This is a genomic window from Alicycliphilus denitrificans K601 (assembly GCF_000204645.1).
Lineage (GTDB): Bacteria > Pseudomonadota > Gammaproteobacteria > Burkholderiales > Burkholderiaceae_C > Alicycliphilus > Alicycliphilus denitrificans.
In genome coordinates this window covers 4,928,828-4,941,587 of the sequence record NC_015422.1, presented here as the reverse complement: position 1 = coordinate 4,941,587, position 12,760 = coordinate 4,928,828, and the positions used below count along the sequence as shown (strand labels likewise).

Genomic DNA, 12,760 nt, shown 5'->3' with positions numbered 1-12,760 from the left:
CCCTTGTCACACCAGGCCGACGCCTAGATAGCGGTCCTTGACGGCGTCGTCGGCCAGGAATTCGGCGTTCGTCGCCTCGTGCGCGACCACGCCCTGTTCGATGATGTAGTGCCGGTCGGCGAGCTGCGTGCAGACTTCCAGGTTCTGCTCCACGAGCAGGATGGACACGCCCGCGGCCTTGATGGTCTTGAGCTGCGCAACGATCTCCTCGACGATCACGGGCGCGAGGCCCTCGACCGGCTCGTCGAGCATGAGCAGGCGCGGCGCGTTCATGAGCGCGCGGCCTATGGCCAGCATCTGCTGCTCGCCGCCCGAGAGCTGGCCGCCGCCGTTGCCGCGGCGCTCCTTCAGGCGCGGGAAGATGCGGTACACGTCCTGCAGCTGCCAGGGCGACTTCTTGCGCTGGGCCAGCATCAGGTTCTCCTCCACCGTGAGCAGCTTGAAGATGCCGCGGTGCTCGGGCACGAGGCAGATGCCGCGCTGCGCCACCTGGTGCGTGGCGAGCCGGTGCGTGGCCTCGCCGCCGAAGCGCACCTGCCCCTGCGTGGGCTGCATCACGCCCGCGATGGATTTGAGCGTGGTGGTCTTGCCTGCGCCGTTGCGGCCCAGCAGGGTGACGAGCTCGCCGTCGCCTACGCGCAGCGAGATGCCCTGCAGCACGTGGCTCTTGCCGTAGTGGGCGTGGATGTCCTCCACCGAGAGAAGCGGTGCGACGGGTACCGGAGTACCTTCGCGCTGATGCGCTGCGGTGCTATGAACCTTCGGAGCGGCCGGGCGGCTCATGCCTTGCCTCCGGTGATCATGTTGCCCAGGTAGGCGCTGCGCACGCGTTCGTCGGCGCGGATCTCGTGCGGCAGGCCCTCGGCCAGCACGCGGCCCTGCTGCATCACAGTGATGGTGTCGGAGATGTCCATGACGATGCCCATGTTGTGTTCGATGAGCACCACGGTGTGCTCGTCCTTGAGGCCCTGGATCAGCCGCTTCATGTCGTCCAGGTCGTCGATGCCCATGCCCGATGTCGGCTCGTCCAGGAAGATGGCCTTCGGGCGCGCGGCCAGCGCCATGCCAACCTCCAGCCGGCGCTGCTGGCCGTGCGAGAGGTTGCCTGCGGGCGTGCCGGCATGGCGCTCCAGCCCCACGCGCGCGAGCACGCTGGCCACCGTGTCGGCGCACGAGCGCCTGCCCACGGGCGGGCTCCAGCAGTTCAGCGCCGCCCCCGGCGCCACGCCCTGGGCGGCCAGGCGCAGGTTCTCGCGCACGGGCAGGGTTAGGAACAGGCTGGTGACCTGAAACGAGCGTGCCATGCCGCGGCGCACGCGCCGGTGGTCGGGCTCGCGCGTCACGTCGTGACCGTCGAACAGGATGCGCCCGCCGCTCACGCCCTTGGTGCCCGTGAGCATGTGAAACAGCGTGGTCTTGCCCGCGCCGTTGGGGCCGATGACCGAGTGCACGGTGTTGGCGCGCACCTTCAGGTCCACGCCGCCCAGGGCGACGAACTTGCCGTAATGCTTGGCGACGCCCTGCGCTTCGAGCAGGACCGGGGATGCGGTGGGAGCGCTCATGCCTGACCTCCGTTGGCGCTGGGTGCGGCGGCGGGCGCGGGCGGCGCGGGCCGCTTGCGGCGCGCGAGCATCCACAGGCTCTCGCCCAGGCCCCACAGGCCGCGCTGCAGGCCCAGGCTGACCACCATGAGGACCACGCCGAGCAGCAGCAGCCAGCGCGGCCACAGCGTGGAGAGCCAGTCGCCCAGCAGCACGTAGAACGCCGCACCCAGCACCGAGGCCAGCAGATTGCCGGTGCCGCCGATCACCGTCATCACGATGATCATCTCGCTCGTGTGGTATTCGGCGTTGGACAGGGGCGCGATGCCGGTCATCATGGCGTGCAGCGCTCCGGCCAGGCCCGTGACGGCGCCGGAGATCACGAAGGCCTGCAGCTTCAGCAGGCGCAGGTCGTAGCCCACGGCGGCGGCGCGCTCCTCGTTGTCGCGCACGGCCAGCAGCGTGCGGCCGAACACCGAGTCGCACACGCGCCGCAGCAGCCAGAACGCCACCAGGAACAGCGCGGCGACGAAGCCGTAGTACTGCCAGGGCGAGGCCAGCGGCCACAGCGTGTGGCCGGCGACGGCGAGCGACGGGCGCGGGATGTCCAGCAGGCCGTTGTCGCCGCCCGTGAGGCCGGGCAGCGAATAGGCGATGAAGTAGAACATCTGTGCGAACGCCAGCGTGAGCATCACGAAATAGGTGCCGCGCTGGCGGATCGCGATCCAGCCCACCACGGCCGCGCCCGCGGCCCCCATGGTGATGGCCGCCAGCAGCGCCAGGGGCATGGGCAGGGGCCAGCGCGTGAGCAGCAGCGCGATGGTGTAGCTGCCCAGGCCGAAGAAGATGCCCTGGCCGAACGACAGCAGCCCCGTGTAGCCCAGCAGCAGGTTGCAGCCCATGGCGGCCAGGGCGTAGATCAGCACCTCGCTCGCGAGCGAGCCCGAGTGCATGAACAGCGGCATGGCGACCACGATGGCCAGCGCGAGAAGAAGGTGGGAATGTCTGCTCATGGCGGTCATCCTTTGCGGCCCAGCAGGCCATGGGGGCGCAGCAGCAGCACGGCGGCCATGGCCACGTAGATCATGATGCGCGCGCCCTCGGGCCACAGCGTGCTCATCACGCTTTGCACCACGCCGATGAGAATGCCGCCGACGAGTGCGCCGCTGAAGCTGCCCAGCCCGCCCACGACGACGATGACGAAGGCCACGCCCAGCGCCTCGATGCCCATGAAGGGCTCGGCGCCGCGGATGGGCGCGGCCAGCACCCCGGCCAGCGCCGCCGTGGCCGCGCCCAGCGCGAACACCAGGCTGAAGATGCCGAACACGTTCAGGCCCAGCAGCGACACCATCTCGGTCGATTCGCTGCCGGCGCGCACCGCGCTGCCCAGGCGCGTGCCTTCGAGCACCCACCACAGCAGCACCGCCAGCACGGCCGTGAAGCCGATCACGAACAGCCGGTACTTGGGGTAGACGAAGCCGCCCCACATCACCACGCCCTGCAGCAGGTCGGGCGTGGCCACGCTGTCGCCCAGCGGCCCCCACTGCAGGATCACGAGCTCCTGTACCACGAGCGCCAGGCCCACGGTGACCAGGATGTGGAATTCGTGCGGCTTGGCGTAGACATGGCGCAGCAGCAGCTTCTCGGTCAGCCAGCCGATCGCCCCCACGGCCAGGGGGGCGATGAGCAGCGCCCACCAGAAGCTCCAGCCCCAGCGCGTCAGCTGGTAGCAGAAGTACGCGCCCATCAGGTAGAACGCGCCGTGGGCGAAGTTCACGAAGCGCAGCAGGCCGAACACGATGGACAGGCCCACGGCCAGCAGGAAGTACAGCATGCCTATGCCGATTCCGTTGATGGTCTGCAGCAGGTAGATGCTCATACGGCGGTTCCGGGACGCTCTGGGCGGCAGGGGGTCAGGCCAGCTTGCAGCCGGTCTGCTCGGGCGGCAGGAAGGACTTGCCGGAGCTGATCACGTCCACGTAGTCGTCCTTGTTCTTCATCTTGGCCTTGGCCTTGCCCTTGAGCAGGTAGTAGTTCTTGAGCACCTGGTGGTCGGCCTTGCGCACCTCTTCCGCGCCCGTCAGGCCTTGGTACTTCATGCCGTCGAGCGCGGCGATCACTGCCTTCTGGTCCACGGAGCCGGCCTTGACGATGGCGTCGATGAGCAGCTTGGTGCAGATGTAGGAGCCCGCCAGGCTGTAGTTGGGGTTGGACTTGAACTTGTCCTGGCAGCGCTTGACCAGGTCCAGGTTCAGGGGCGCGTCCACCGTGTGCCAGTACTGCGCGCCGAAGTACACGCCGTCGCACAGGTCGGCGCCGAGCGACTCGAACTGTTCCAGCCCCGAGGCCCAGGCGATCAGGATGGTCATGTTCTTGTGCATGCCGAAGCTGATCGCCTGGCGCAGCGTGTCCGACGACTGCGCGCCGAAGTTCAGCAGCAGCAGCACGTCGGGCTTGGCGGCCACGGCGTTGGTCAGGTAGCCGCTGAACTCCTTCTCGGTCAGCGAGTGGTAGCTGTTGCCCACGTGCTCGACGCCCTTTTCCTTAAAGATGTTCTTGGCGGCCGACAGCAGGCCGTCGCCGAACACATACTGCGGCGTGATCGTGTACCAGCGCTTGGCTTTCGGCATCGCGTCGATCAGCGGGCGCACGGTTTGTTCGATGGCGCCGAAGGTGGGCACCGACCAGCGGAAGGTGGCGCTGTTGCAGTCCTTGCCCGTGATCTCGTCGGCGCCCGCGGTGGTGATGAAGATGCCGCCGACCTTCTCGGCCTCCTTGCCCATGGCCAGCGCCTCGGACGAAAGGATGCCGCCCGCGAAGAAGCGCGCGCCCTGCTGCTGGGCCGCCTCCTGCACCTTGCGCACGGCGGTGGCGGGCTTGCCCTCGGTGTCCAGCAGCGTGTAGGCCAGCGGCCGGCCCAGGGCCTTGCCGTACTGCTCCAGGGCCAGCTTCATGCCCAGGTCGGCGAACTTGCCGTTGGCGGCGAACGGGCCCGACATGGGCACCGGGCAGCCGAACTGGATCGCGTCCTTGGACTGCGCCCAGGCGCTGGAGACCAGGCCCAGGGAGGAGGGCAGCGCGCCGAGCGCGGAAAGTTGCAGGAGATGGCGACGTTGCATGGAAGAACTCCGGTGGGTGGAACACAGGGATGGATGGCCCGGGGCGGGCCCGGGAGCATGTGACGTCGTCGCGCACGCGGTTATTCGGCGCGGCACGGGCATGCCCCTCTGTTCCTATTTATAGTGATAAATCGAATGAATATGACGAGTGCAAACCCTAGCGTTCCCGCAGACTCTCGTCGCCTCATACTGCGGCTGGGTTCCCGGGGAGAATCATCACCATGACAAGCAAAAATTCCGCCACGCTGGCGATCCGGCAGCTCAAGCGTTCCGACCTGGTGGCGCAGGAGATCAAGCGGCTGATCACGGAGAAGAACCTGAGCCCCGGCGACCGCCTGCCGCGCGAGAGCGAGCTGCAGGCGCAGTTCCAGGTCAGCAAGGGCACGATCCGCGAGGCGCTCAAGGCGCTGGAGGTGCAGGGCCTTGTCACCATCTCCACGGGCCCTTCGGGCGGCGGCACCATTGCCGAGGTGCCGCTCGACCGCACGCTGCAGTTCATGCAGAACTACCTGTTCTTCCAGGAGGTGACGATCGACGACATCTACACCGTGCGCCAGATGCTCGAACCCGAGCTGGCCGCCGGGGCGGTGCCGCACCTGACCGAGGCCGACTTCGAGGCGCTGGAGCACAGCATCAGCTGCTGCGACCCCACGCAGAGCCAGGAAGACCTGCTCACGCAGCGGCGCGAGGACGTGAACTTCCACGACATCCTCGCCGCCGCCAATCCCAACCCGTTCCTGCGCTTCACGTGCGAGCTGATCAACGAGATGATCCGCCAGCTCATCGTGTTCGGCAACCGCACGCCGCAGACCGAACACCGGCGCTTCGGAGAGGCCAACGCGCAGTTCCACCGCGAGATCGTGCGGTCCGCGCGCGCGCGCGACGCCGAGGGCGTGCGCGTGCTGATGCAGCGCCACATGCAGGACGCGGCCAGCAGCGTCAAGCGCATGAAGGGCCGCATCCAGGGCCGCCTGATCCTCGACGCGGACACGCTGCGGCGTCCGCGCGTGGCGCCCGCCGCCGCCAGGCGCCCGCGCAAGCTCGCCGTCGGCGCTCCATGAGCCGGCGTTGGCTCAGGCCGCGGCCGTGGTGCCTTCCGCTGCCTGGGCTGCCCACATCACGACGCGGTTGCGGCCCTGCTCCTTGGCTGTGTAGAGGGCCTGGTCGGCACAGGCAAGCAGGGCCTGGGGCTGGTCCGCGTGCTGGGGGAAAGCCGCCACGCCGCACGACAGCGTGGCGGCGAGTTCCTCGCCTTCGGAGCGCACCCGCAGGGCCTCGAATGCCTGGCGCAGTTCCTGCGCCCGTTCGATGGCCGCGGCCACCGGCATGTCGTCCAGCACCAGCAGGAACTCTTCGCCGCCGAGGCGGCACGCCAGATCCTGCGGGCGCGCATGGCGCAGCAGCAGCCGGGCGAGCGCCTGCAGCACCATGTCGCCCGCGGCGTGGCCGTGGGCGTCGTTGATGCGCTTGAAGTGGTCGATGTCGATCAGCAGCACCGATAGGGGCGTGCCCTGCTCGCGGCAGCGCCGCAGCGCGGGCGCCAGCGCTGCGTCGAGCTGGCGCCGGTTGAACAGGCCCGTGAGCGGGTCGCGCAGCGCCTGCTCCCGCAGCTGCGCCTGCAGGGAGCGGATCTCGTCGAACTGTCCGCGCAGCTGCGCATGCACCTGGTACTGTGCCATGGCGCGGTCGTAGCCGTCGCGCGCGAACGCGAAGAGGTACAGCCCCAGCGCGAGCATGCAGAGCAGGGAAGTGCGCAAGTCCGTATCGGGGTGCCACGACGGCAGGGCTGTGATGGCCGCGAGCGCGATGCCCGCCGCCATCGACACGACGAGGCGCACGCCCCCGCGCGCGCCATGGAACACCACCATGTTGATGCAGCCGGACGCACACATGATGAAGGTGATCCACAGCGGAAAGCCGAGCGCGCCCAACCAGATGCCGGCCAGGACGATGTCGGCGTCCATGTTGTGCATCTCCGCGCGCCGCTGGTCGGACGAACGGCACGCGCGCCAGTAGGCCAGCTGGGGGTAGATGAGGTAGTGCAAGACCAGCGCGGCCCAAGCCCACGCCGGGGCACCGGTGGCCAGCAGGTGCGAGCCCATTGCCAGGAACAGCAGAACGTAGAACGCGCTGCGGTTGCGCCGGTTCATGCGCACCGTCCAGTGCACACCTTCCCGGTGGGAGGAGGGCTCGGGGGTCAGTTTCATCGGCAGGCGGTTGATTTGTTATCAATCGTAACATCAACCGGATGGCCGTGCGCCGCAGGGCCCGTGCGGCGCAGGTGTCACTACCGCCCGCTCAGCGGCTGCTGGGGAAGCTGAACACCGCCCCCTCGCGCACGCCCGCGCCGGGCCAGCGCTGGGTGATGGTCTTGCGCTTGGTGTAGAAGCGCACGGCATCGGGCCCGTAGGCATGCAGATCGCCGAACAGGCTGCGCTTCCAGCCGCCGAACGAGTGGTACGCCACCGGCACGGGCAGCGGCACGTTCACGCCCACCATGCCCACCTGGATGTGGTCTGAGAAATAGCGCGCGGCCTCGCCATCGCGCGTGAAGATGCAGGTGCCGTTGCCGTACTCGTGGGCGTTGATCAGGTCCATGCCCTCCTGCAGCGTCTTCACGCGCACGATGCCCAGCACGGGGCCGAAGATCTCCTCCTGGTAGATCTTCATGCCCGGCTTCACATGGTCGAACAGGCAGGGGCCGAGGAAATAGCCGTCCTCGTGGCCCGGCACCTCCAGGCCGCGGCCATCGACCAGCAGCGTCGCTCCCTCGGCCACGCCGGCATCCACATAGCCTCGGACCTTCTCGAAATGCTGCCGCGTCACCAGCGGGCCCATGTCGTTGCCCTCGTCGGTGCCGGGGCCGACCTTCATGTCGCCGATGGCGGCCGAGAGGCCCGCGATCATCTTCCCGGCCACCTCGTCGCCCACGCAGACGATCAGCGGCACGGCCATGCAGCGCTCGCCGCAGCTGCCGTAGGCCGCGCCCATCATGGCGCTCACCGCATTGCCGATGTCGGCGTCGGGCATGACGATGGCATGGTTCTTCGCGCCGCCCAGGGCCTGCACGCGCTTGCCGTGCCGGCAGCCCTCGGCATAGATGTACTCGGCGATCGGCGTGGAGCCCACGAAGCTCACGGCCTTCACGCGCGGATCCTGCAGCAGCGCATCCACCGCCTCCTTGTCGCCATTGACCACGTTGAGCACGCCGGGCGGCAGACCCGCCTCCAGCGCCAGCTGGGCGATGAACAGGGTGCTGCCCGGATCGCGCTCGCTGGGCTTCAGGACGAAGGTATTGCCGCAGGCCACGGCCATGGGCCACATCCACAGCGGCACCATGGCGGGGAAGTTGAACGGCGTGATGCCCGCCGTCACGCCCAGCGCCTGGAACTCGGACCACGAGTCGATGCCGGGGCCCACGTTGCGGCTGTGCTCGCCCTTGAGCAGCTCGGGCGCGTAGCTGGCGTACTCCACGTTCTCGATGCCGCGCTGCAGCTCGCCGTGCGCGTCGGAGAGCACCTTGCCGTGCTCGGCCGTGATCATGGCGGCGATCTGGTCGGCGTTCTCCTCGAGCAGCACCTTGAGTTTGGACAGGACCCGCGCGCGCTTGAGCGGCGGCGTGTTGCGCCAGGCGGGGAAGGCACGCTCGGCGGAGGCGATGGCGTCCTGCACGGTGGCCTTGCCGGCCAGCGCCACGCTGGTGGTGGACTGGCCCGTGGCGGGGTTGAACACGGGCTGGGTGCGTTCGGCGCGGGTGACGAGCTGGCCGTCTATCAGGTGGCCGATGGTGGAGGTGACGGACTTGTCGTTGTGCATGGTGATTTCAAGCAAAAGACGCCCCTGGCGCTTGCCCAGCAAGCGTCAGCAGCTATCAAAAAATGATTGTCAGGCTGTCTCGGCGAGCGCGTCGCCCAGGGCGCTCACGAGGCGTTCGATTTCCGCCTCGGTGCTGACGAAGGGCGGCGCGAGCTGGATCGTGTCGCCGCCGTAGCGCACGTAGAAGCCCTTGTCCCAGCACTTCATGGCGATCTCGTACGGGCGCCTGGCGGGCTCGTCCGGCAGCGGTGCGATGGTGAAGCCCGCGGCCAGGCCGTAGTTGCGGATGTCGGCCACGTGCTTCGCGCCCTTGAGGCCGTGCACCGCCTTCTCGAAGAACGGCGCGAGCGCCTTCACGCGCGCGGGCATGTCCTCCTTCTGCAGGATGTCCAGCACCACGTTGCCCGCCGCGCAGGCCACGGGGTGGGCCGAGTAGGTGTAGCCGTGCGGGAATTCGAGCATGTAGCCCGGGCCGCCCGTGGTCATGAAGGTGTCGTAGATCTCCTTGCTCGCCACCACGCCGCCCAGCGGTTGGGCGCCGTTGGTCACCTGCTTGGCGAAGGTCATGATGTCGGGCGTCACGCCGAACACCTCGGCGCCCGTCCAGCCGCCGCAGCGGCCGAAGCCCGTGATCACCTCGTCGAAGACCAGCAGGATGCCGTTCTGCGTGCAGATCTCGCGCAGGCGCTCCAGGTAGCCCTTCGGGGGAATCACCACGCCGGCCGAGCCCGAGAACGGCTCCACGATCACGGCGGCGATGTTGCTCGCGTCGTGCAGCGCGATCAGGTCGAGCAGCTTGTCGGCCAGCGCCCGGCCGTCGATGTCGGGCATGCCCTTGTGGAATGAGCCCACGGGCGGCTGCGTGTGGGGCAGGTGGTCGGCCTCCACGCCCTGGCCGAAGGTCTTGCGGTTGCCCACCATGCCGCCGACCGAGATGCCGCCGAAGTTCACGCCGTGGTAGCCCTTCTCGCGGCCGATCAGGCGCGTCTTGCCCGCCTGGCCCTTGGCGCGCCAGTAGGCGCGGGCCATCTTGAGCGCAGTGTCGGCGGCCTCGGAGCCCGAGGCGGTGAAGAACACGTAGTCCAGCCCCGCAGGCGTCAGGTCCTTGATGCGGTTGGCCAGCTCGAACGACGCCGGATGGCCGAACTGGAACGCGGGCGAGTAGTCGAGCGTGGCGGCGGCCTTGCCGATCGCATCGGCCACGTCCTTGCGGCCATGGCCCAGGCCCGAGCACCACAGGCCCGAGAGGCCGTCGAAGATCTTGCGGCCGTCGGCGTCGGTGTAATAGGCGCCCTGGGCGCCCACGATCATGCGCGGCCTGGCCTTGAAGTCGCGGTTGCCGGTGAACGGCATCCAGTGCGCGTCGAGCCAGGCGGCATCCATGCGCGGGGCGGTGGTGGTTTCGTCGATCACGGCGAAGGACATGGCGGTCTCCTTGAGCAAGAGGGAATGCGCGATTGTTGGCAGCGGCCATAATCTCTTGAAGCAACAAATATCCACGTTCACTTGCCAGTTCATGCAAGTAAAAACCGCCCCCCGCCAGCGCGCCGTGCTGGGCCAGCTCTCCGACATGGACCTGCGCCTGCTGCAGGTCTTCAAGGCCGTGGTCGAGTGCGGCGGCATGGCCGCGGCCGAGCTGGAACTGAACATCGGCACCAGCACCGTGAGCCGCCATGTGAAGGACCTGGAGACGCGCCTGGGCCTCACGCTGTGCCGGCGCGGGCGCGCGGGCTTCGCGCTCACGCCCGAGGGGCAGCGCGTGTACGAGGAGACGCTGCGCCTGTTGGCCTCGGTGCGGGGGTTCCTGGGCAGCATCGACGACATCCACGCGCGCATGGGCGGGCAGCTGGCCGTGGCGGTGTTCGATAAGACCGCCAGCAACCCGGCCGCGCGTATCCACCAGGCGATCGCCGCCTTCACCGCGCAAGCGCCGGACGTGCAGTTGCAGCTGCACGTGGCCAGCATCAACGCCATCGAGCGCGGGGTGATCGACGGCAGCTACCAGGCGGGCATCATCCCCGCGCACCGCAGCTCGCAGAGCCTGGTCTACACCGACCTGTTCGGCGAGGCCATGCTGCTGTACTGCGGCGCGGGCCATGCGCTGTTCGATGCGCCCCACGACGCGCTGGACTGGGACGCCGTGCGCGCCTACCCCTTCGCGGGCCTGGGCTACCACTCGCCCAACATGGAGCTGAGCCACGAGGCGCGCCTGACGCGCAGCGCCACGGGGTTCGACCAGGAGTCCATCGCCACGCTGGTGCTGTCGGGCCGCTTCCTGGGCTTCCTGCCCGACCACTATGCCGAGGGCTTCGAGCGCCAGGGCCGCATGCGCGCCGTGCGGCCCGACCTGTTCCGCTACGACTGCCGCTTCGTGAGCCTGGCGCGCCGCTCGCCCGAGCCCAGCCGCGCGGCGCAGCTGTTCGGGCGCTGCCTGCTGGATGCGCATCAAAACGGGCTTTAGCGCTTGCCAGTCAAGCGCTGACAGCTATCGAAAACAAAGCGCCGCTCAAGTGCCGGCGTGAATGGCCGATACCATGGGCACCATGACCCCGCTCGCCTCCATCGCCCGATCCGGCCTCCAGGCCGCGCAGCTGCGGCTGGACAGCAGCGCCCACAACGTCGCCAACCTGGGCACGCCGGGCTTCGCGCGCCAGGCGGTGGACCAACAGGCCGCGCCCGCCCAGGGCGGCGTGCAGGCGCGGACGGGGCGGTTCGGGCAGCCCGGCGTCGCCCTGGAGGCCGAGGCCGTGGAGCAGATGGCGGCCACTTACGCCTTCAAGGCCAGCCTGCTGGTGCTGCGCACGGCCGACGAGATGGCTGGCTCCTTGCTCGACGTGTGTGCCTGAGCGGCGGCGGCCCCGCGCTTGCGCAGCGCGCGCTCCCACGCCTTCTCGTGGAAGAAGAACGCCACGGCCTGAACCGTGGGCTCCAGCAGGCTCAGCGTGAGCGAGGCGATCAGGTTGCCCGTGACGGCGTAGGCCACCAGGGCGGCCACGCAGACGTGGATCACGTAGTAGCTGCCGGTCTTCATCAGCGCGGGCAGGTTGTGGCGGGCGACGGTGCGGATGCGGGACATGGCGGGCTCCTCGGATAGGCTCATTAAATGATATTTATTCTCATTTAAATTCTCCAATTGATCGTTCCTACCTCCGCGATAGCGGCAGGGCGCCCGCGCATGCCGCCGCTCGCTATGATGGCTGCTTCCCTTTTCCCTCCACCTTTTCCGCCCGACGGGAGCACGCGTATGGCCCTCATGGACTTCATCAAGAAGCAGTTCATCGACATCATCCAGTGGACGGAAGAGGGCGACGGCACGCTGGCCTGGCGCTTTCCGATGCGGGACATGGAGATCCAGAACGGCGCCACGCTGGTGGTGCGCGAGTCGCAGATGGCCGTGTTCGTCAACGAGGGCCAGGCGGCCGACGTGTTTGGCCCCGGCACCTACAGGCTCACCACGCAGACGCTGCCCGTGCTGACCTACCTGAAGCACTGGGACAAGCTGTTCGAGTCCCCGTTCAAGAGCGACGTGTATTTCTTCAGCACGCGCCAGCAGGTGGACCAGAAGTGGGGCACGCCCCAGCCCATCGCCATCCGCGACAAGGACTTCGGCGCCGTGCGCCTGCGCGCCTTCGGCAACTACGCCTACCGCGTGGCCGATCCCAAGCTGTTCCACACCGAGATCTCGGGCACGCGCGACGCGTACCCGGCCGCTGACCTGGACGGCCAGCTGCGCGGCCTGGTGCTGCAGAACATCAGCAACGCCATCGCGGCCAGCGGCGTGCCTTTCCTGGACCTGGCGGCCAACCAGGCCATGTTCGCCGACGCGCTCGCCAGGGAGCTCGCGCCCGCGTTCGCCCGCATCGGCCTGAAGCTCGAAACCATCACGGTGCAGAACGTCTCGCTGCCCGAGGAACTGCAGAAGGTGCTCGACCAGAAGATCGGCATGGGCATGGTCGGGGGCGACATGGGCCGCTTCATGCAGTACCAGACGGCGCAGGCCATCCCGAAGTTCGCCGAAGGCGGGGCCCAAGGTGGCGGCGTGGCGGGCGACGCCATGGGCCTGGGCGCCGGCGTGGCGCTGGGCCAGGTGCTGGCGCAGAACCTGCAGCAGGGCCTGCAGGGCGGCGGCGCGCAGGCGGCGCCCGCCGCAGCCGCCGTGGGCGTGAGGCCCGAGGAGGTGATGGCCACGCTGGAGAAGCTGGCCGACCTCAAGGCCAAGGGCATCCTCACGCAGGAAGAGTTCGACGCCAAGAAGACCGAGCTGCTCAAGAAACTCGTCTGACT

13 protein-coding genes are annotated in these 12,760 nt (G+C 68.6%); 4 read left to right on the top strand and 9 right to left on the bottom strand.

Annotated elements, in window-relative coordinates:
* Positions 1 to 6: 6 nt before the first annotated feature.
* From ALIDE2_RS23305 to ALIDE2_RS23285, 5 genes are read right to left on the bottom strand one after another with little or no spacing between them, the layout of a single operon-like run.
* Entirely contained in the window at positions 7 to 783 is a 777-nt protein-coding gene (locus ALIDE2_RS23305) for an ABC transporter ATP-binding protein (protein WP_013521110.1), read from the bottom strand.
* The gene (locus ALIDE2_RS23300; protein ID WP_013521109.1) at positions 780 to 1,562 is read right to left on the bottom strand and encodes an ABC transporter ATP-binding protein; all 783 of its coding nucleotides are present in this window, start codon (positions 1,560 to 1,562) and stop codon (positions 780 to 782) included. The genes ALIDE2_RS23305 and ALIDE2_RS23300 overlap by 4 nt, the downstream gene beginning before the upstream one ends.
* On the bottom strand, positions 1,559 to 2,554 hold the full coding sequence (locus ALIDE2_RS23295; protein WP_013521108.1) for a branched-chain amino acid ABC transporter permease: 996 nt from the start codon (positions 2,552 to 2,554) through the stop codon (positions 1,559 to 1,561). Before ALIDE2_RS23295 ends, ALIDE2_RS23300 begins: the two co-directional genes overlap by 4 nt.
* 5 nt (positions 2,555 to 2,559) lie before the next feature.
* Positions 2,560 to 3,420, bottom strand: a complete 861-nt coding sequence (locus ALIDE2_RS23290) for a branched-chain amino acid ABC transporter permease (protein ID WP_013521107.1) — start codon at positions 3,418 to 3,420, stop codon at positions 2,560 to 2,562.
* 34 nt (positions 3,421 to 3,454) lie between these two features.
* Positions 3,455 to 4,660, bottom strand: coding sequence for an ABC transporter substrate-binding protein (locus ALIDE2_RS23285; protein ID WP_013521106.1), 1,206 nt, complete (start codon positions 4,658 to 4,660; stop codon positions 3,455 to 3,457).
* A 221-nt stretch (positions 4,661 to 4,881) separates the two neighbouring features.
* Between ALIDE2_RS23285 and ALIDE2_RS23280 the strand changes: the two genes are divergently transcribed.
* Entirely contained in the window at positions 4,882 to 5,721 is an 840-nt protein-coding gene (locus ALIDE2_RS23280) for a FadR/GntR family transcriptional regulator (RefSeq protein WP_013723293.1), read from the top strand.
* A 12-nt stretch (positions 5,722 to 5,733) separates the two neighbouring features.
* Here ALIDE2_RS23280 and ALIDE2_RS23275 read toward each other — a convergent pair whose 3' ends face one another.
* From ALIDE2_RS23275 to aptA, 3 genes are all read right to left on the bottom strand, one after another.
* Entirely contained in the window at positions 5,734 to 6,867 is a 1,134-nt protein-coding gene (locus ALIDE2_RS23275) for a sensor domain-containing diguanylate cyclase (protein ID WP_013521104.1), read from the bottom strand.
* 91 nt (positions 6,868 to 6,958) lie between these two features.
* On the bottom strand, positions 6,959 to 8,476 hold the full coding sequence (locus tag ALIDE2_RS23270; protein WP_013521103.1) for a CoA-acylating methylmalonate-semialdehyde dehydrogenase: 1,518 nt from the start codon (positions 8,474 to 8,476) through the stop codon (positions 6,959 to 6,961).
* Positions 8,477 to 8,545: 69 nt separating this feature from the next.
* On the bottom strand, positions 8,546 to 9,901 hold the full coding sequence (aptA, locus tag ALIDE2_RS23265) for an omega-aminotransferase AptA (RefSeq protein ID WP_013521102.1): 1,356 nt from the start codon (positions 9,899 to 9,901) through the stop codon (positions 8,546 to 8,548).
* A 91-nt stretch (positions 9,902 to 9,992) separates the two neighbouring features.
* Between aptA and ALIDE2_RS23260 the strand changes: the two genes are divergently transcribed.
* Positions 9,993 to 10,937: a LysR family transcriptional regulator gene (locus ALIDE2_RS23260; RefSeq protein WP_013723292.1), complete on the top strand. Its 945-nt coding sequence runs from the start codon at positions 9,993 to 9,995 to the stop codon at positions 10,935 to 10,937.
* A 61-nt stretch (positions 10,938 to 10,998) separates the two neighbouring features.
* A complete protein-coding gene (locus ALIDE2_RS23255) occupies positions 10,999 to 11,322 on the top strand; it encodes a flagellar basal body protein (RefSeq protein ID WP_013521100.1) in 324 nt (107 codons plus the stop codon).
* Here ALIDE2_RS23255 and ALIDE2_RS23250 read toward each other — a convergent pair.
* On the bottom strand, positions 11,244 to 11,552 hold the full coding sequence (locus ALIDE2_RS23250) for a DUF2061 domain-containing protein (RefSeq protein ID WP_013521099.1): 309 nt from the start codon (positions 11,550 to 11,552) through the stop codon (positions 11,244 to 11,246). The genes ALIDE2_RS23255 and ALIDE2_RS23250 overlap by 79 nt on opposite strands.
* Before the next feature lie 168 nt (positions 11,553 to 11,720).
* Between ALIDE2_RS23250 and ALIDE2_RS23245 the strand changes: the two genes are divergently transcribed.
* Positions 11,721 to 12,758: an SPFH domain-containing protein gene (locus ALIDE2_RS23245; protein ID WP_013521098.1), complete on the top strand. Its 1,038-nt coding sequence runs from the start codon at positions 11,721 to 11,723 to the stop codon at positions 12,756 to 12,758.
* Positions 12,759 to 12,760: the final 2 nt, after the last annotated feature.

What these genes read in the sequence shown, in the direction of transcription:
- ALIDE2_RS23305 (WP_013521110.1), bottom strand. Translation starts at nt 783, where the DNA reads ATGAGCCGCCCGGCCGCTCCGAAGGTTCATAGCACCGCAGCGCATCAG.
- ALIDE2_RS23300 (WP_013521109.1), bottom strand. Translation starts at nt 1,562, where the DNA reads ATGAGCGCTCCCACCGCATCCCCGGTCCTGCTCGAAGCGCAGGGCGTC.
- ALIDE2_RS23295 (WP_013521108.1), bottom strand. Translation starts at nt 2,554, where the DNA reads ATGAGCAGACATTCCCACCTTCTTCTCGCGCTGGCCATCGTGGTCGCC.
- ALIDE2_RS23290 (WP_013521107.1), bottom strand. Translation starts at nt 3,420, where the DNA reads ATGAGCATCTACCTGCTGCAGACCATCAACGGAATCGGCATAGGCATG.
- ALIDE2_RS23285 (WP_013521106.1), bottom strand. Translation starts at nt 4,660, where the DNA reads ATGCAACGTCGCCATCTCCTGCAACTTTCCGCGCTCGGCGCGCTGCCC.
- ALIDE2_RS23280 (WP_013723293.1), top strand. Translation starts at nt 4,882, where the DNA reads ATGACAAGCAAAAATTCCGCCACGCTGGCGATCCGGCAGCTCAAGCGT.
- ALIDE2_RS23275 (WP_013521104.1), bottom strand. Translation starts at nt 6,867, where the DNA reads ATGAAACTGACCCCCGAGCCCTCCTCCCACCGGGAAGGTGTGCACTGG.
- ALIDE2_RS23270 (WP_013521103.1), bottom strand. Translation starts at nt 8,476, where the DNA reads ATGCACAACGACAAGTCCGTCACCTCCACCATCGGCCACCTGATAGAC.
- aptA (WP_013521102.1), bottom strand. Translation starts at nt 9,901, where the DNA reads ATGTCCTTCGCCGTGATCGACGAAACCACCACCGCCCCGCGCATGGAT.
- ALIDE2_RS23260 (WP_013723292.1), top strand. Translation starts at nt 9,993, where the DNA reads ATGCAAGTAAAAACCGCCCCCCGCCAGCGCGCCGTGCTGGGCCAGCTC.
- ALIDE2_RS23255 (WP_013521100.1), top strand. Translation starts at nt 10,999, where the DNA reads ATGGCCGATACCATGGGCACCATGACCCCGCTCGCCTCCATCGCCCGA.
- ALIDE2_RS23250 (WP_013521099.1), bottom strand. Translation starts at nt 11,552, where the DNA reads ATGTCCCGCATCCGCACCGTCGCCCGCCACAACCTGCCCGCGCTGATG.
- ALIDE2_RS23245 (WP_013521098.1), top strand. Translation starts at nt 11,721, where the DNA reads ATGGCCCTCATGGACTTCATCAAGAAGCAGTTCATCGACATCATCCAG.